This is a genomic window from Bacillus cereus group sp. BceL220, assembly GCF_051776965.1.
In the GTDB taxonomy this organism is placed as follows: domain Bacteria; phylum Bacillota; class Bacilli; order Bacillales; family Bacillaceae_G; genus Bacillus_A; species Bacillus_A cereus.
The window spans coordinates 683910-702208 of record NZ_JBPWBC010000002.1; the positions used below are offsets into that span (position 1 = coordinate 683910).

Here is an 18299-nt window from a genome sequence, read left to right on the forward strand (position 1 = left end):
GATTGGAAGGTGGAAGCGGTCATGCAAATACAATATACTTTGTTGCATTGTTTAAAACAATTGAATGGTGAAAGAACCGTTTCTTCTATTTATTATTTACTAAAGGGCAAACGTTCTTCGCAAACTTTACAAGATGGAAATATGTTCCGGATTTCTTTTTTATTCGGAATATATAAATCATTAAATAGAAATGACTATGATGGTGAAGTTGTAAAGTTGTTGCAAGCGGATTTTATTCAAGAAATACATGAAAATACATATGTGTTAACACCTACGGGTAAAATGCAGTTACATAAATGGGAGGAAGTTTATGCTTTTCCAGCACATTTGCATGGTTTACATTATGGTGAATTAGGTGAAACATTTTGGAAAAGATTATCATTGATTATTCAAACCATATCAAATTTACAACAGAATAATACGAAGTTTATCCCAATTCAACAAGATACAGAAATAATGATGTGGGTAAAACGTTTTCTAACAGGAAGGCCATATAAAAGAAGTGAGTTGGCGAGGAAACTATGGACGGAAGTACATAATCTTTTGGAAAAGAGTAATGCGATAGAAGCGACGATTGTAACATATCGACTAACGGGCTATGAACGTATTGGTTGTACATTGCAACAATTAGCAGAAATTACGAAACAAGATATATTCAGGGTGTATTTTTTATTTTGGGGTACAATGCATTTCTTTATACAAGAAGTTCGTGATAAAGAAAATGAATTTCCACTATTAGCTGAAATTATATCTTATCCAAATGAGAGAGCTGAATTATTTAGTTTATCCACGAAAAAAACATATAATTTTTGGAGACAAGGGCGTTCTTTAGAAGAAATAGCGACGATTCGGAATTTAAAGGTTGCAACGATAGAAGATCATTTTGTTGAAATTGCTTTGCGAGAAAAAGATTTTTCTATTGAAATGTTTATGGAAAAAGAAAAGATAGACAAAGTAATAAAAGTAATTGAAGCATTACAAACGCGGAAGTTACGTGTTTTGAAACAAGCGGTTGGAGAAGATATCTCTTATTTTGAAGTTCGTCTTGTATTAGCGCGGATGGAGGGTGTAAATGAAACTTGAAGAATATTTATATAAGTGGTTTGGATATTCTGAATTTCGTCCAGGTCAAAAAGGAGTTATTACAGATTTATTAGAAGGAAAAGATGTGATAGCAATGCTTCCGACTGGAAGAGGGAAATCTATGTGCTATCAGTTTCCGGGGCTTATGCGAGAAGGAACAGTGCTTGTTGTATCACCGTTATTATCTTTAATGGAAGATCAAGTGACACAATTAAAGTATGTTGTGAAAAACCGAGTGATAGCATTTAATAGTTTTCGGACATTAAATGAAAAAAGAGAAGCGATGAAAAAATTATCTTCATATAAATTTATTTTTGTTTCACCAGAGATGTTACAGTCGGAGTTATTAATTAGGGAATTGAAGAAAATTCATATTTCATTATTTGTTGTTGATGAGGCTCATTGTATTTCTCAATGGGGTTATGATTTTAGACCGGACTATAAGAAACTAAATGTAGTTATTGAAAATATTGGTTCTCCTACAGTATTAGCATTGACAGCTACAGCGACAAAAGAGGTACTACAAGATATCGCAGACAGTTTAAATTTAAAGGGTGCCGCGGAACATGTATACTCTATTGACCGTCCTAATATTGCAATGAAGGTGCAATTTGTAGAGACGATAGAAGAAAAGAAAGAGGCGCTTTTGGAGCAGGTGATGTATTTACAAGGGCCGGGAATTGTATATTGTTCAAGTAGAGCGTGGACAGAAAGGTTAACGGAATACTTGAGAGGAAAAGGTGTTACTGGTGTAGCTTTTTATCATGGTGGTATGGAACATGAAGAGCGTATGTTAATTCAACAACAGTTTATGAACGATCAATTGCAGCTTGTAATATGTACAAGTGCATTTGGTATGGGGGTAAATAAGGCGAATACGCAATATATTATTCATTTTCATTATCCAACTAATATAGCTTCTTACTTACAAGAAATCGGAAGAGCTGGAAGAGATGGCGAACCGAGTATAGCTATTTTATTGTGTAGTCCGTTGGATCATGATTTACCAATTTCAATCATTGAGGATGAATTGCCAAGTAAGTCGCAAATACAATTTTTATTTTCTTTACTACAAGAAAGAATGTTTCAAACGAAAGAATTACCAATAGAAGATGTAGAAGAAATTTGTTATAATGCAGCAAGATTTAATGAGCAATATTGGCGTTTCGTTCGTTATCATCTCGAACAGGTTGGAATTATACAACAACGAAGATTATTATTAGAGGGTTTGTCAGATGAAATTATGAACCGATTAATAGCTGAAGTAGAAATAAGGTTGCGTAATAAATATAGTGAGCTAGAAAATATGAAGTCATGGATACGAGTTAAAGGATGTAGACGTGAATATGTGCTGCAACAGTTCGGTTATAGGAAAGAGAAAGAGTTAAATAATTGCTGTGATTATTGTGGTATTACAAAAGAAGATTATAAAAAAAGACGAGCGCAACAATCGGATTTCGACTATAATTGGGAAACAGAGTTACAAAAGCTTTTCGGCCTAGAAAAGATGGGGGAATGATGAACATTCAAAGGCATAATGTTGAAGATATGAGTCCGCAGGAAATAAGGCTGAATCTATATATAACACAGTTAATTATTATCGGTATTGGCTGTTTACTAGCATATATATTATTTCAAGATGTAAAAGAAGTGTTTAATTTATGGAGATGGGAACCAGTATCTATACTTATTATAGGTGGTTTGTTAGCGATTGGTATTGTGTTATTAGATTATGTTGCAATGCGAGTGTTTCCAGAGTCTTGGTTTGATGATGGTGGTATTAACGATAAGATGTTTCGAGGAATGTCGGTTCTGCATTTACTCATTATTACGTTCGTAATCGGTTTTGCAGAAGAATTTTTATTTAGAGGTGTAGTGCAGACTCATTTTGGAATTGTAATTGCGAGTTTCGTATTTGCAGTGTTACATATTCGTTATATAGCAAAGCCATTTTTGTTTTGTTTCGTCTGTTTCATTAGTTTTGTCTTTGGTTATGTATTTGAATGGACAGGGAATTTGTTTATAACAATCTTTGCACACTTTCTTGTTGATTTTATAATGGGACTCCAATTAAGAAAATAAATGGAAGGTGGTGGTGAACAACATGAGGAAACGAATTCCTGATTTTGAAGAGGAATTAGAAGTTGAGCGAGTAGAAGAAAAAGAAAGTTTACCGCCGCGTAGTGAAATTCATAGAAATAAAGAGAAAAAACAAAAGTTTAAAATAAATCATATTTTCGTCCGGGTTTTAACATTTCTATTCATTCTGCTGCCGATTAGTATTTTGTGGTATACGGATAAATATATTCAGGTGAAGGGCGATAGTAATAATGCCGGGAAAAGTGCGTTTGAAGTAATCTTCTTTGATTCAGCTAAATCTGAGTCGCAGAAACAGTCTGAAAAAGCGATAACGCATACTGTGAAAGAGGGAGAAACTTTAGAAAGTATAGCGAAGCAATATTTTTCAGATGAAAATGGGGTTGAAGTAATTAAAAAGTATAATAACTTGCAAGAAGATGAAGTGAGTGCAGGTCAAGAATTAAAAATTCCGATAAAAGATAAGTCCACAAAGCAAGAGAGCTAGTGAATTAGGCGAACGCAGTTTGTTATAAAAGCCTAGGGTTATCTTTATGATGAGGGGAGTAAAAAATATGATATGGATTATATTATTCAGTACTCTCATAGGAATGGGGATTTTATTACTTCTTGTGATGTATAAAGAAGCGATGCGTAATACAGTGTTGGAACATACTTTAGTATTTAAAGAATTTCCGAAAAGTTTTCAAAAAGTAAATGTGTTTTTTATTTCTGATATTCATAGAAGAGTCATTTCGAATTTGTTAATTGAACAAGTAAAAGGAAAAGTAGATCTCGTAATTATCGGAGGAGATTTAGCAGAGAAAGGAGTCTCTTTATCAAAAATCTCTGCCAATATTCAAAAGTTAAGAGAGATAGCTCCTGTATATTTTGTGTGGGGAAACAATGATTATGAGATAGAATATCATGAATTAGATGCTTTATTATTAGAAAATAACGTAAAAGTTTTAGATAATACAAGAGTGGTATTTGAGTCTGAATTAGGCGAGAAAATTTGTTTGCTCGGTATAGATGATGTTGGATTGCACCGTGATCGTTTAGATTTGGCATTGGCGGATTGTAAAGAAGATGGTTTTCGTATCTTAGTTAGTCACAACCCTGATATAATAAAAAAGATGTCTGGAAATGAACAGATCTCACTTGTATTAAGTGGACATACGCATGGAGGACAAATCCGATTATTCCCATCTAAAAAATATTTAAAAGGTGGCGTATATAACCATTTGAATACGATTCTCTTTGTTAGTAATGGGTACGGAACAACATTGATACCACTTCGTTTCCGAGCGCCTGCTCAAACACATATTATTACATTGTGCGGAGGGAAATGATGCCAACTCTTAGTGGAAAATATAATATAAAAGCTGTTTCAAATATAATTGGAGTTCAGCCGAGTACGCTTCGCGCATGGGAAAGACGATATCAAATTATTGCCCCAAAGCGGAATCAAGCTGGACATCGTTTATATACAGAAGAGCATATTCAAATTTTAAAATGGTTAATGGAAAAAGTTTCTTCCGGTATGATGATTGGACAAGCAGTTCAGTTATTAGAAGAGAATCGTTTGCAGAGTACAGTTCAAAAAGAGATACATTGCGATAAAGAAGTTGTTTTAGTGGACGATTTGCTACAAGCTTTGTTAAAATTTGATGAAATTACAATTGCTGCATTATTAAACGAAGCTTTTAGTATATATTCAACAGAAAAGGTTGTTGCCAGTATCGTTCTTCGAGTGACAGACAAATTATTAACGTCAAAAAATAATAATGAGATTTCAATGGTGCAATTTCAATATGCACTATCATTTTTACAAACGCGTCTAGGGATGGTGTATCACAATGCCTCAATGTTTTCTTCTTTACACAAAGTTATTGTGTTAGAAAAGAATGCATTGAAAGGATTTATTTTTTCAACTTATTTACGCTTAAAAGGATATGAGGCGATATATATTAGGACAAGCTTAGCTGAAGATGGTATGTTGTCAGCGGTAGAGGAAATACAGCCGAAATATGTGTTTGTATCTTTTGCTGACGAACTAGAAATGAAAAAGACGATGAACTTTATAAATGTATTACAAGAAAAAAGGGAATCTCTTTCTGTTGGATTTATCGGAAAGCTAGGCGTTCTAAACCAGTTGGACATTGAAACAATCTTAATTGGTGATACGAAAGAAGAATGGGATGAATGGTTAAAAATGTCGGAATAGTTGTTCGAAAAGAACCATCTATTTTCTATTTCATATAATAAAAATTAGATGCATTGGTTACGTAGGGAGGGTATGAGATGAGGCTGGAACGATTAAATTACAATAAGATAAAAATTTTTCTAACATTTGATGATTTATCTGAACGAGGATTAACGAAAGAAGATTTATGGAGAAATGCGCCGAAAGTACAGCAATTATTTCGTGATATGATGCAAGAAGCAAATAAGGAATTAGGATTTGAAGCAGATGGTCCGATTGCAGTTGAAGTGTTTTCTCTACAAGCACAAGGGATGGTTGTAATTGTAACGAAAGAAAATCAAGAAATGGATACGGATGATGAGTTCCGTGACGAGTTTATTGAAATGCAAGTGACTCTAGATGAAAGTGAACATATATTATATGAGTTTGCTACGCTAGATGACATAATTAACCTGTCGAATCGCTTATATAACCTTGGTGTAACTGGCGGAAAGCTATATACGTGGGATGAGCGCTTCTATCTTTGGGTGGAAGAAGAGGAACAAATTCAATTGTTAAAAGCGGATTTTATAGCTATTTTAGCGGAATACGGCAATCCGTCTACAGCAACTATTTATCGCATCATGGAGTACGGTAAAGAATTAATGGATTTTAACGCGATAGAACAAATACACAATTACTTTGTGAAAAAACAAAACCTCAGCTAATACAACATAGCTGAGGTTTTGTTTTTATTTGGATAAGGGAAGGGATGATAGTAAATACGCGAACATACTTTTTGAAAATAAAATATGCAGTTTTATGGGAGCGTCGCTGAGGAAAATAAAAAATATTTAAATATTTAAGTATTTTACTTTTCTAAAAGTAATAAAAGGACTATAATAATAGTGAAAACGCTTGCAACAGAAAATAGTTTGTATATATTTGTTAGCGTTTTCTATTGCATTCCAAATTTAAGGGTGTATACTAGGCAATGAAGGTTTACTAAACAAGTGAAATTACAGGGGGTTTACTTACTATGGTAGCCGAAAAGGGAACTCAAACAAAAACACAACAACAAAGGGAACAACATTTTGAACTATTGAATTCAACACAAATTGTTATTAGTGAAGCGTTAGAAAAATTGGGTTATCCAAACGAAGTATATGAATTATTAAAAGAACCAATTCGTATGATGACAGTGAAAATACCAGTTCGTATGGATGACGGGACTGTTAAAATATTTACAGGATATCGTGCACAACATAATGATGCTGTTGGTCCAACGAAAGGTGGAATTCGCTTCCATCCGAATGTAACAGAAAATGAAGTGAAAGCACTTTCAATCTGGATGAGTTTAAAATGTGGTATTGTTGATTTACCATATGGTGGAGGTAAGGGTGGAATTATCTGTGATCCACGTGAAATGTCATTCCGTGAGTTAGAAAGATTAAGCCGCGGTTATGTACGAGCAATTAGCCAAATCGTAGGTCCGACGAAAGATATTCCAGCTCCAGATGTATTCACAAACTCTCAAATTATGGCATGGATGATGGATGAGTATAGCCGTATTGATGAATTTAATTCACCAGGATTTATTACAGGTAAACCGCTTGTATTAGGTGGATCACATGGACGTGAAACAGCAACTGCGAAAGGTGTAACAATTTGTATTCGCGAAGCTGCGAAAAAACGTGGCATTGATATTAAGGGTGCACGCGTTGTTGTTCAAGGGTTCGGTAATGCTGGTAGCTTCTTAGCTAAATTTATGCATGATGCAGGTGCGAAAGTTATTGCAATCTCAGATGCTTACGGCGCTTTACATGATCCAAACGGATTAGATATTGATTATTTATTAGACCGTCGTGATAGCTTCGGTACAGTAACAAAGCTATTTAACAATACAATTTCAAACAAAGAATTGTTAGAGCTTGATTGCGATATTTTAGTTCCAGCTGCAATTGAGAACCAAATTACAGAAGAAAATGCTAATGATATTAAAGCGAAAATCGTTGTTGAAGCTGCAAATGGTCCAACAACATTAGAAGCGACTAAAATTTTAACAGATCGCGGAATTTTACTTGTTCCAGACGTATTAGCAAGTGCTGGTGGTGTAACGGTATCTTACTTTGAGTGGGTACAAAATAACCAAGGTTACTACTGGACTGAAGAAGAAGTAGAACAACGTTTAGAAAAAGTAATGGTAAAATCATTTGATTCTATTTATGAAACAGCACAAGTTCGTAAAGTGAACATGCGCTTAGCGGCGTACATGATTGGTGTTCGTAAAATGGCTGAAGCAAGCCGCTTCAGAGGTTGGGTATAAAATATTATATCTTGAGAAAACGTGATTTCCTTTCGAGGGAATCACGTTTTTTTGTTGAAGTATTAAATGAGGTGTTGTATATGGAGAATGAAATGCTGGAACGAGTAGAACAATTAGAAGAAAAGGTTAAGAGGTTAGAGGGAGAACTTGCAAGAACGGTGAAAGCTCGAAAAATAAGTACTGTTCGGATATTCGGGGAAGGGCTACTGTTTTTGATATTTGGTATGGTTGTAGTAGGGCCGATTATTGCCGTTGTAATCTCAATTTTTACTTGGCTTGCTGAAAAATAAAATAAAAATAAAAAGAACGCTTGTTCTGTACGAACAAACGTGCTATACTCTCCTTAGATAAACAAAACGGAAATGATTTTAAGGAGAGATAAATGATGAAAATGACAGTAGACCAAAGATTTATGATGCCAGCAGATGTTGTAGAGCGAGTGGAAGTATTACGAAACAAACAAAGCAAGCGTGGCACATTATTACAATCGGTAAACAAATTTTTCGGTTTAGATACGAAAGAAGATTGTGTTTGGTTTTACGGTTTTTATGGAGTGGCTGTAAGTATCTTGTTGTTTATGGTGTTCACTTCAAATATTTTCGATTTTCTCTTTGCGTAAGAAATATGCGATAAGGACATTGCTACCGAATACATATATAAGGAAGTAAGGTAATCTTCTAGAGCGGGAGTTGGTAGCAATGGCGATGTTTCCTATAGAGCGCAACTATATAGGATATGGAAGTTCACGACCGGGGATTCCTCTAACTAAAGTGAGATTTATTGTAAGCCATGATACGGGGAATCCTGGAAGCAATGCGATAGGAAATCGAGATTACTTTAATGAATTACAACCGAAAGCTTCGGCGCATACATTTATAGATGATAAAACAATATTGGAGATTATTCCTATAAATGAAGTTGCATATCATGTTCGATATGGTGTGCCGACGGATAATGACTTATACGGCTATGACGCGAATAAGGCGGCCATTGGAGTGGAACTTTGTTATGGCGGTGATGTTAACTTTTGGGAAGCATATAATCGTTTTACATGGTATCATGCGTATTTATGCCAAAATTTTGGCTTAAATCCGAAAAAAGATATCGTGTCACATAAAACGCTTGATCCAGCTAGAAAGATTGATCCTGAGAATGTATTAGGGAAACAAGGTATTAAATTTCAGCAGTTTTTAGCAGATGTCTATCGGATGTACGTTTCGTTTAGATGACAAATATATGAAAAATGAATACAATAAAGATAGGTGCCTACTGCTGTAAGTAGGTTTTTTCTTGTTTTTATAAATAGTGTATTGGTAGAAGACTAGGAGTGGACGAGTATGCAGAAAGAAACAGTTATTATAATCGGAGGCGGTCCGTGCGGATTAGCGGCAGCGATTTCGTTGCAAAAGGTAGGGATAAATCCGTTAGTAATTGAAAAAGGAAACATTGTAAATGCCATTTATAATTATCCAACTCATCAAACATTTTTCTCTTCTAGTGAAAAATTAGAAATTGGTGATGTAGCTTTTATTACAGAAAATCGTAAGCCAGTTCGAAATCAAGCGCTTGCGTATTATCGTGAAGTAGTAAAACGTAAATCTGTACGTGTAAATGCTTTTGAGCGAGTGGAGAAAGTTCAAAACGATGGAGAAGTTTTTCAGGTTGAGACGACAAAGCGTGACGGAAGTAAAGAAATATATATAGCGAAATATATTGTTGTAGCAACTGGATATTATGATAATCCAAATTATATGAATGTTCCAGGTGAGGAATTGAAGAAAGTAGCTCACTATTTTAAAGAGGGGCATCCTTATTTTGATCGAGATGTAGTAGTTATAGGTGGGAAAAACTCGAGTGTAGATGCCGCGTTAGAACTTGTTAAAGCTGGTGCGCGTGTAACGGTACTGTATCGTGGAAGTGAGTATTCACCAAGCATAAAGCCTTGGATTTTGCCGGAATTTGAGGCGTTAGTACGAAACGACACAATTCAAATGCATTTCGGGGCTCATGTGAAAGAAATTACTGAGCATACATTAACGTTTACAGTTGATGGTGAAGATTTTACAATCCAAAATGATTTTGTATTTGCGATGACTGGTTATCATCCTGATCATAGCTTCTTAACAAAGATGGGTGTTAAGATTGATGAAGAAACAGGACGTCCAATTTATACAGAGGATAGAATGGAAACGAATGCTGAAAATATTTTCATTGCAGGTGTCATAGCTGCTGGAAATAATGCAAATGAAATATTTATCGAGAACGGTAGATTTCATGGAGATGCGATTGCACAAACTATTGCATCAAGAGAAAAATAAAAAGGAGCTGTCGGGAAAACCTCGACAGCTCCTTTTTATTCGTGCATAAACATATTTTGAATGGATTCATGAGAATTTGTATTCTCTAATGCGACAAGTAATTTAATGCGTGCTTTTTGTGCATTTAAGCCGTATGTGAATACAATGCCCATATCTTTTAAGTGTTTACCGCCACCTTCATACGAATATACGTCTTGAACGATACCGTTGAAACAGCGAGAAACTAATACGACAGGAATACCTTTATTTAATAATCGTTCTAGACTAGGAAGTGTTCTTGGAGGTAGATTACCTTGTCCAAGCGCTTCGATAACAATACCGTCTACAGGAAGATTTTCGATTGCTGCTAATAATGTATCATCCATGCCGGCATATGCTTTTAGAACAACTACATTTTTAGATACTTTGTTTATCGTATATGTTTCGTGATGTACTAAAGCGTGATGGAAGACAACACCGCGTTTTGTTACCATTCCAATTGGTCCATATTGTGGGCTTTGGAATGTTGCGACATTACTTGTATGTGTTTTCGTTACATTTGTAGCGCAATGAATTTCGTCGTTTAATACGACTAAAACACCTTTTTCTGCAGCTTCATCACAACTAGCAACTTTTACAGCTGATAAGAAGTTATATAGACCATCAGCACCTAACTCATTGCTAGAGCGCATTGCACCTGTCACAACAATCGGAATGGTTGCTTGTACTGTTAAATCTAAGAAATAAGCTGTTTCTTCTAATGTATCCGTACCATGCGTAATGACTACGCCATGAATGTTGCCTTGTTTTACTCTTTCATCAATGATGACTTGTAATTGTAACATTTCGCTCGGTGTCATATGAGGAGATGGTAGATGGAACACATCTTCAACGATTAAATCAACATCGCCTTCTAAATCAGGAATGAATTTTAAAAGAGGATTTTTTTCACCTGGTTGTACGACCCCAGTTTCTTTATCTTCCTCCATTGCAATTGTTCCACCTGTGTGTAAAACTAGGATTCTTTTCAATGCTTATACCCCTTTCAAGTAAAAAAATACATTTAGAACATAACATGTTTTGAGTAAATTCGACAATGGAAATGTATAAAAGTATGCCTCGAAAATGACAATAAAATTAACTGCTATATGTACGATGTATAAAATCACGAAACGAAATGTGCAAATATAGTATAGGAGGGGGCAATTATGTTGAAAAAGATGGAGAGAATTTTTATTCGTATATTAATAATACAATTCATTTGTCTTTCTGTTGTACAATTGTTATTTATACATAAGTCATCAGTGAAATATTTATCTAAAATTGTTTATTACGAAGGTGTCATGGTAAAAAATAAAGCAGAAATCTTGCAGGTGAATAGGTAGTTTTCATTTTCTTCTATGAAGGATTATGCTACAATAATTGAGGATTTAATGACGTGAAGCAAATGAGAAGAAGCAGGGTGAACACCTGCTTTTCGTTTTGTTTTATAAGTGAAAAAATGAGGTGTTACAATGGATAAACGAATTTCAATTGCTATAGATGGTCCAGCAGCTGCTGGGAAAAGTACAGTGGCAAAAGTTGTTGCGAAGGAACTTTCTTACGTTTATATTGATACAGGCGCGATGTACCGTACGCTTACATATGCAGCCCTTGAACAAAAAGTAGATATTGAAAATGAAGAACAGTTAATGGAAGTTGTAAAGAATGTAAATATTGAATTTCAGCAAGGAGAAAATACGCAGCTTGTATTTTTGAATGGACAAGATGTTTCTGAAGTAATCCGTACACCTGATGTGACGAATCGAGTATCTATTGTAGCGAAGCATCGCCTTGTTCGTGAAGAAATGGTACGTCGTCAGCAAGAGTTAGCGAAAAAAGGCGGCGTTGTAATGGACGGCCGTGATATTGGTACACATGTATTACCGGATGCTGAAGTGAAAATCTTTATGCTTGCTTCTGTTGAAGAAAGAGCGGAAAGAAGGCATTTAGAAAATTTAAATAAAGGTTTCGATTCTAATTTAGAGCAGCTAAAAGAAGAAATTGCTCAGCGTGATAAATTAGATTCAGAACGCGAAGTTTCTCCACTAAAAAAGGCTGATGATGCATTGGAATTAGATACGACTTCTTTATCAATTGAAGAAGTTGTCCAAAAAATTATGAGTATTGTTTCAGGAGTGTTTGCGAAATAAAGAAAGGGGATAATCCTCTTTCTTTTTTTGTTGAAATAGAAATGTAAAGGATACGTGAATTGTGAGTCTCTTTCCTTGACAAATGAGGTAATTTGTAAGAAGTTAGTTAAAGAGGAATAAAACTGTCAGAATATATTCGCTATTATATTTCAAAACATACTTTTTTCAAGCTGGTTTTGCTGTATACTATTTATATAGGTTTAATATATTTTCTTGTGAATGGTATTGAAAAAGAGTATGTGATGAGAGATTCTTAAACATGCAAATGAAAACTTTGTTTTCATTTCGTATATACATAAAAAAATGCTTTGTCAATTCTGTAGGGAGGTATTTCCATGGTAGAGAAAATGAATGAAGAAGTTATGGATTCAAAAGAATTACAAGTTGGTGACGTTGTTACAGGTTCTGTAACGAAAGTTGAAGAGAAACAAGTGCTTGTAAATGTTGGATACAAAACAGATGGCGTAATTCCAATTAGTGAATTAGCTAACGTTCATATTGAAAAAGCAAGCGATGTTGTAGAATTAGATCAAACACTAGAGTTGAAAATTATTAAATTAGAAGAAGATGATCTTGTCTTATCTAAACGTGCTGTTGATGCAGAAAAAGCATGGGTAGAATTACAAGAGAAATTTACTTCTGGTCATGTATTTGATGTTACTGTAAAAGATATTGTGAATGGCGGATTAGTTGTGGACCTTGGTGTTCGCGGTTTTATTCCAGCTTCACTTGTAGAAGTACATTATGTAGAAGACTTTACTGACTATAAAGGTAAAACATTAGCGGTGAAAATTGTTGAATTAGACCGTGAAAAAAATCGTGTAATCCTTTCGCATAAAGCGGTAGTAGAATTAGAACTAGATTCTAAGAAAAAAGAAGCAATTTCTTCATTAAAAGAAGGTGACGTTGTTGAAGGAACAGTGCAACGATTAACTGACTTTGGTGCTTTCGTTAACGTTGGTGGCGTGGACGGTTTAGTTCACATTTCACAAATTTCACACGAACGTGTAGAGCAACCTTCTGAAGTATTAGAGCAAGGTCAAAAGGTTAAGGTGAAGGTGTTATCTGTTGATGCTGATACACAACGTATTTCTTTATCAATTAAAGCGGCTCAACCAGGACCTTGGGAAAACGTTGCTGGCGAAATAAAAGCTGGAGATATTCGTGAGGGAGTAGTAAAACGCCTTGTTACATTTGGTGCATTCGTTGAGATTTTACCTGGCGTTGAAGGACTAGTACACGTATCTCAAATTGCAAATCGTCACGTGAAAAACCCGAATGAAGTATTGGAAATGGGACAAGAAGTAAAAGTGAAAGTACTTGAAGTTCACGTAGCAGAGAAACGTATTTCTTTAAGTATAAAAGAAGCGCTTGAGGAAAATAATGTAATTGAAGATTATAGTCAGTATGAGCCAAATGCTGATTCTGCTACTTTCCAATTAAGTGATATTATTGGTGAACAACTGAAAAAATTAAAGAAATAATGAGGGGTACAAGTGGTAAGGGCAAAACGTAAATTAGATCATATTGAATACGCTCTTTCTACTGGTCAGTCTCGTACGCATGGCTTTCATGATATTGATTTTGTGCATCAAAGCTTGCCAAATTCAAATTATGACACAATAACATGTGAAACAAAAATCGGCGAACTTTCACTAAGTTCGCCGATTTTTATCAATGCGATGACTGGTGGTGGAGGAGAGAAAACGTTACATATTAATGAGCAATTAGCATATGTAGCGAAACAGCATAACCTTGCTATGGCTGTAGGGTCGCAAATGGCGGCGTTAAAAGATGAAAGTGAGGCTGCTTCTTATAAGGTGATTAGAAAGGTAAACCCGAATGGTATTTTCTTTGCTAATTTAGGTAGTGAGGCAACTATCGAGCAGGCAGAGCGTGCCGTTGATATGATTGAAGCGAATGCATTGCAAATTCATTTAAATGTCATACAAGAGTTAACGATGCCAGAAGGAGACCGTGACTTTACTGGTGTACTTCAGCGCATAGAGAAAATTGTTTTAAATAGTAAAGTTCCTGTCATTGTAAAAGAAGTTGGATTTGGGATGAGCAAGGAAACAATGCAACAGTTAGCGAACGTAGGTGTAACGGCAATTGATATTGGTGGGCAAGGTGGTACGAATTTTGCTGCTGTTGAAAATGAAAGAAGACAGCGAATGCTTTCTTATTTTAATAACTGGGGCATACAAACAGCAACCTCGATTATTGAAGCAACCTCTACAAATAATAACCTCTCTTTTATTGCATCAGGGGGTATACAGACAGCGCTTGACGTAGCGAAAGCAATCGCATTAGGGGCGAATACAACTGCGTTTGCTGGTTACTTTTTACGTATTTTAATGCAAGATGGTATCGAGAAATTAGTGGATGAAATTGAACTTCTACATACAGATTTGAAATTTATTATGACAGCTCTTGGTGCGAAGACGATAGAAGAGTTGCAGTCTGTACCTCTTGTTGTAAAAGGTGAAACATATCATTGGTTAATGCAGCGTGGTATTGATACTGCGCATTATAGTAGGAGATAAAAAATCAACCGTTCGGTTGATTTTTTTGTTTTGTTTTCTTTCTCGTAATATAAAATGGAATTGGTATTTTCTAAAGGAAATAGGTGGAGGTAAAAAGAAGTGATAGGAGGATATAGTACACAAAATATTATTTCGATATAAATAAAAATCATTAAAATGATTATGTAAAAGACGGTTTCGTACAATATCGAAACCGTCTTTTTGTGTTCATTAGTGCTGGTTTTGTTTTCGAGCCTGCTCTGGTGTATCAAGTCCAGTTGCACCTGGATATTGTAGTGATTGATCACGATCAGATTCAACGCGGCGTGATTCTCGTAGTTTTCGTTCTTGGCGATCTTTACCCATAATGAATAACACCTCCTTGTTAAAAGTGTTGCTGTTATAAGAAAAAACTATGCGTAAATAAAGTGGATTAACTTTCATAAAAAATTCCCATAATGGAAAACATAGGAGGTGAAGTAGATGGATGGAAGTACTTTTTATTTTATAGCTTGGATAGGGTGGGTTGTCGTAACCTTTTTTATGAAAAAGGACCATATTCGGTGGAAGTTAGGCGCTTGTATATTGATTTTTATAATTTGCTCTCCGTTACATGTAACGATCGCCTCATTCATGGTATCAGTAAATGCTCTTTTACTTTGTATTATTTCTTTTATAGGGATCGCGCTGTATTCTGTTTGGAAAAAATTATATAGCTTACTTTCGGCACTTATTATTGCGATGTTATATACAAGTTTTCATCTGTTAGAGATATATGATCCGATTTGGATTGTGGTGGATAGAGTGTTTCTGCTAAGTAGTGCTCTTGTGTATGCATCGGTGTTATTGCATGGGGATCGCATATTACGATTATGTTCCCTATATGTAGGGATGTTACAAGGAGAGTTGCTAGTGACATTTATTTTTCGGAAATTGAATTTTCCATATGATTACGGTAGTTTAGCATTTTTTGATATCGTCGCCGTTTCTACATTATTCATGGCAGTATTGTTTTGGATTGCAAAAGCATCAGTATACATGGAACAGTTTAAGAGAAAAACACGTAAAAGAAAGGCGAGGGTAATACATGACTGAATATACACCAGCCATTTTATGCGGCGTAATAGCGGGGACAGTTACAAGGGTGTTAATGCTTCGGACGGATACACGGCAATATCCGACGAGGCTACATGGAAAGATTATTCATATTGCAATGGGGTTAATTGCAGCAGCTTTAGGAGCGATTGCAATCCCATCTATTTTGAAAAAAGATTTTTCTGCCATTACATTTCTTACGTTAGCAGCGACACAATTTCGTGATGTACGTAATATGGAAAGAAATACACTTCAACAATTAGATGGGTATGAGCTCGTACCGCGTGGAAATACGTACATTGAAGGGATTGCATTGGTTTTTGAAAGTCGCAACTATTTGGCGATGTTAACGTCGTTTGCAACGACGTTTGCGTATATAGGGTTCCGTTCATGGATTGCTGGAGTAATTATGGCTATAATCGCATTTTTTATTGCGAAAAAATTAATGTCTGGTAGAAGACTCCATGACCTTGTAGATATTGAGCATGTTCCGCTGCGTTTTGAAGGAGCAGGGCTTTATATCGATAATATTTATATTATGAATATTGGATTGCCAGTGAGGCAAGAAGAGATTATGAAATATGGCATGGGGTTTATATTAAAACCGAAATCAATTGATGCGATGGTGACAATCTCAAATTTAGGGCAACGGCAAGCTATTTTACACGATGTTTCGGTGGCGTTAGGGATTTATAGAGATTCTGGTACACCAGCGCTTGTACCGTTAGCAAAGCGTGATTTAGAGGATGGCAGGGTTGGGATTTTTGTCTTACCGCAAGATCAAGATGCAGAGAAAGCAATAAGTGTCATAGGAAATGTACCAACGTTAGAAAGTGCTGTCCATATGTCATCGGAAGCCCCGAAAGGAAGGGGAGATAAGAGATGATGTTAGAAAGCGTTATCCTGGCAGTTATTACAACAGCGCCAGAAAAATTTGCAGGTGGTGCTCCTTTATTTGTTTGTGAGTCGATGGAGGAACTAGAATTTGTTGCAAATAATTTAGAGGCAATTTTAGATGGTATTGCGCATCGCTTACAAGAGAATGTATATATTATTGTGAAACATTAGGAACGTGTGTTATAATGTGAGGTGTTTTGATACGTTGAGAAATATTCTGGAATGCAAATCCCTTCTTGCACAAAGAAGGGTTTTTTACATAATAAACAGAAGCAAGTTGAAAGGATGAAAGTATATGCCGAAACCAGTAATAGCAATAGTAGGCCGCCCGAACGTAGGAAAATCTACTATTTTCAATAGAATAGTTGGAGAAAGAGTTTCAATCGTAGAAGATATCCCAGGTATAACTCGAGACCGTATTTATAGTGCGGGAGAATGGTTAAATCATGAGTTTAACATTATTGATACAGGTGGAATTGATATTGGAGACGAGCCGTTCTTGACACAAATTCGTCAACAGGCGGAAGTTGCGATTGATGAAGCAGATGTTATCATTTTTATGACGAATGGTCGCGATGGTGTAACTGCAGCGGATGAAGAAGTTGCTAAAATTTTGTATCGTTCTAAAAAACCAATTGTACTTGCGGTAAATAAAGTTGATAATCCAGAAATGCGTAGTGATATTTATGATTTTTATTCATTAGGATTTGGCGAGCCATTCCCGATTTCAGGTACACACGGTTTAGGACTTGGTGATTTGTTAGATGAAGCTGCAAATCATTTTCCAAAGATTGAAGAAGAAGCGTATGACGATGAAACAATCCGTTTCTCTTTAATTGGACGTCCAAACGTAGGGAAATCATCGCTTGTAAATGCACTTCTTGGTCAAGAACGTGTAATTGTAAGTAATATCGCAGGAACGACGCGTGATGCTGTCGATACACCATATAGTAAAGATGATCAAGATTATGTAATCATCGATACAGCTGGTATGCGTAAAAAAGGAAAAGTATATGAAAGTACAGAAAAGTATAGTGTACTTCGTGCACTTAGAGCGATTGAACGTTCTGACGTTGTTTTAGTTGTTTTAGACGGAGAAGAAGGAATTATTGAGCAAGATAAAAAAATCGCTGGATATGCTCATGATTCAGGACGAGCTGTTATTATCGTTGTAAACAAATGGGATGCAGTGAAAAAAGATGAAAAAACAATGAAAGCATTTGAAGAAAACATTCGTGCTCATTTCCAATTCTTGGATTATGCACCGATTGTATTCTTATCTGCAAAAACGAAAAAACGTACACAAACGTTATTACCGGTTATCAATGAGGTAAATGAAAGCCATAGTATCCGTGTACAAACAAACGTATTAAACGATGTAATTATGGATGCGGTAGCGATGAATCCAACACCGACTCATAATGGTAGCCGTCTGAAAATCTTCTATGCGACACAGGTTGCGGTAAAACCACCGACATTTGTTGTGTTTGTAAACGATACAGAATTAATGCACTTTTCATATGAGCGCTTCTTAAAGAATCGTTTACGTGAAGCGTTCGGTTTTGTAGGAACGCCGATTCACATTATTGCTCGAGCAAGAGACTAATGGAGAGGATGTGATTT

General features: G+C 35.6%; 22 protein-coding genes. 20 read left to right on the forward strand and 2 right to left on the reverse strand.

Annotated elements, in window-relative coordinates; genetic code table 11:
* Positions 1-21 precede the first annotated feature (21 nt).
* The 12 genes from ACS2FK_RS08445 to ACS2FK_RS08500 all read left to right on the forward strand — a co-directional run bounded on the left by ACS2FK_RS08445 (position 22) and on the right by ACS2FK_RS08500 (position 9988).
* Positions 22-1083 carry a helix-turn-helix domain-containing protein gene (locus tag ACS2FK_RS08445; RefSeq protein WP_001167017.1) on the forward strand — a complete coding sequence of 354 codons (1062 nt, stop codon included), beginning with the start codon at positions 22-24 and terminating at the stop codon, positions 1081-1083.
* A complete protein-coding gene (gene recQ / locus ACS2FK_RS08450; RefSeq protein ID WP_063546929.1) occupies positions 1073-2602 on the forward strand; it encodes an ATP-dependent DNA helicase RecQ in 1530 nt (509 codons plus the stop codon). Before ACS2FK_RS08445 ends, recQ begins: the two co-directional genes overlap by 11 nt.
* Positions 2602-3165, forward strand: a complete 564-nt coding sequence (locus tag ACS2FK_RS08455) for a CPBP family intramembrane glutamic endopeptidase (RefSeq protein ID WP_063546930.1) — start codon at positions 2602-2604, stop codon at positions 3163-3165. Before recQ ends, ACS2FK_RS08455 begins: the two co-directional genes overlap by 1 nt.
* A 22-nt stretch (positions 3166-3187) precedes the next feature.
* A complete protein-coding gene (locus ACS2FK_RS08460; RefSeq protein ID WP_001231555.1) occupies positions 3188-3667 on the forward strand; it encodes a LysM peptidoglycan-binding domain-containing protein in 480 nt (159 codons plus the stop codon).
* Positions 3668-3734: 67 nt separating this feature from the next.
* Positions 3735-4511, forward strand: coding sequence for a metallophosphoesterase (locus tag ACS2FK_RS08465; RefSeq protein WP_000637796.1), 777 nt, complete (start codon positions 3735-3737; stop codon positions 4509-4511).
* On the forward strand, positions 4511-5386 hold the full coding sequence (locus ACS2FK_RS08470) for a MerR family transcriptional regulator (RefSeq protein ID WP_001142715.1): 876 nt from the start codon (positions 4511-4513) through the stop codon (positions 5384-5386). The genes ACS2FK_RS08465 and ACS2FK_RS08470 overlap by 1 nt, the downstream gene beginning before the upstream one ends.
* 77 nt (positions 5387-5463) lie before the next feature.
* A complete protein-coding gene (locus ACS2FK_RS08475; RefSeq protein WP_001235398.1) occupies positions 5464-6072 on the forward strand; it encodes a genetic competence negative regulator in 609 nt (202 codons plus the stop codon).
* Between the two features lie 311 nt (positions 6073-6383).
* On the forward strand, positions 6384-7670 hold the full coding sequence (gudB, locus tag ACS2FK_RS08480) for an NAD-specific glutamate dehydrogenase (protein WP_000225172.1): 1287 nt from the start codon (positions 6384-6386) through the stop codon (positions 7668-7670).
* 80 nt (positions 7671-7750) lie between these two features.
* The gene (locus tag ACS2FK_RS08485; RefSeq protein WP_000426766.1) at positions 7751-7960 is read left to right on the forward strand and encodes a hypothetical protein; all 210 of its coding nucleotides are present in this window, start codon (positions 7751-7753) and stop codon (positions 7958-7960) included.
* A 92-nt stretch (positions 7961-8052) separates the two neighbouring features.
* On the forward strand, positions 8053-8289 hold the full coding sequence (locus ACS2FK_RS08490; RefSeq protein ID WP_001983018.1) for a DUF3961 domain-containing protein: 237 nt from the start codon (positions 8053-8055) through the stop codon (positions 8287-8289).
* 79 nt (positions 8290-8368) lie between these two features.
* Positions 8369-8899 (forward strand): peptidoglycan recognition protein family protein, encoded by a 531-nt coding sequence (locus ACS2FK_RS08495; RefSeq protein WP_001240655.1) that lies wholly within the window; start codon positions 8369-8371, stop codon positions 8897-8899.
* 108 nt (positions 8900-9007) lie between these two features.
* Positions 9008-9988 (forward strand): YpdA family putative bacillithiol disulfide reductase, encoded by a 981-nt coding sequence (locus tag ACS2FK_RS08500; protein ID WP_001168518.1) that lies wholly within the window; start codon positions 9008-9010, stop codon positions 9986-9988.
* 35 nt (positions 9989-10023) lie between these two features.
* On the opposite strand, the gene ansA is transcribed toward ACS2FK_RS08500, so the two are convergent.
* Complete coding sequence (gene ansA, locus ACS2FK_RS08505) at positions 10024-10998, reverse strand: asparaginase (RefSeq protein ID WP_080469754.1); 975 nt, start codon at positions 10996-10998, stop codon at positions 10024-10026.
* Positions 10999-11178: 180 nt separating this feature from the next.
* On the opposite strand from ansA, the gene ACS2FK_RS08510 reads away from it, so the two are divergent.
* From ACS2FK_RS08510 to ACS2FK_RS08525, 4 genes are all read left to right on the forward strand, one after another.
* Positions 11179-11352, forward strand: coding sequence for a YpfB family protein (locus ACS2FK_RS08510; protein WP_023521499.1), 174 nt, complete (start codon positions 11179-11181; stop codon positions 11350-11352).
* 129 nt (positions 11353-11481) lie between these two features.
* On the forward strand, positions 11482-12159 hold the full coding sequence (gene cmk, locus ACS2FK_RS08515; RefSeq protein ID WP_000361252.1) for a (d)CMP kinase: 678 nt from the start codon (positions 11482-11484) through the stop codon (positions 12157-12159).
* 335 nt (positions 12160-12494) lie between these two features.
* Entirely contained in the window at positions 12495-13643 is a 1149-nt protein-coding gene (rpsA, locus tag ACS2FK_RS08520; protein WP_000229558.1) for a 30S ribosomal protein S1, read from the forward strand.
* A gap of 12 nt (positions 13644-13655) precedes the next feature.
* Positions 13656-14705, forward strand: a complete 1050-nt coding sequence (locus ACS2FK_RS08525) for a type 2 isopentenyl-diphosphate Delta-isomerase (protein ID WP_000251041.1) — start codon at positions 13656-13658, stop codon at positions 14703-14705.
* 210 nt (positions 14706-14915) lie between these two features.
* Here ACS2FK_RS08525 and ACS2FK_RS08530 read toward each other — a convergent pair whose 3' ends face one another.
* Positions 14916-15050, reverse strand: a complete 135-nt coding sequence (locus tag ACS2FK_RS08530) for a YpzI family protein (protein WP_000513900.1) — start codon at positions 15048-15050, stop codon at positions 14916-14918.
* Positions 15051-15167: 117 nt separating this feature from the next.
* On the opposite strand from ACS2FK_RS08530, the gene ACS2FK_RS08535 reads away from it, so the two are divergent.
* The 4 genes from ACS2FK_RS08535 to der all read left to right on the forward strand — a co-directional run bounded on the left by ACS2FK_RS08535 (position 15168) and on the right by der (position 18282).
* The gene (locus ACS2FK_RS08535; protein ID WP_002093921.1) at positions 15168-15779 is read left to right on the forward strand and encodes a YphA family membrane protein; all 612 of its coding nucleotides are present in this window, start codon (positions 15168-15170) and stop codon (positions 15777-15779) included.
* Entirely contained in the window at positions 15772-16665 is an 894-nt protein-coding gene (locus ACS2FK_RS08540; protein ID WP_000141599.1) for a YIEGIA family protein, read from the forward strand. The genes ACS2FK_RS08535 and ACS2FK_RS08540 overlap by 8 nt, the downstream gene beginning before the upstream one ends.
* The gene (locus ACS2FK_RS08545; protein ID WP_000979048.1) at positions 16662-16847 is read left to right on the forward strand and encodes a capping complex subunit for YIEGIA; all 186 of its coding nucleotides are present in this window, start codon (positions 16662-16664) and stop codon (positions 16845-16847) included. Before ACS2FK_RS08540 ends, ACS2FK_RS08545 begins: the two co-directional genes overlap by 4 nt.
* A gap of 124 nt (positions 16848-16971) precedes the next feature.
* A complete protein-coding gene (der, locus tag ACS2FK_RS08550) occupies positions 16972-18282 on the forward strand; it encodes a ribosome biogenesis GTPase Der (RefSeq protein ID WP_001125890.1) in 1311 nt (436 codons plus the stop codon).
* Positions 18283-18299: the final 17 nt, after the last annotated feature.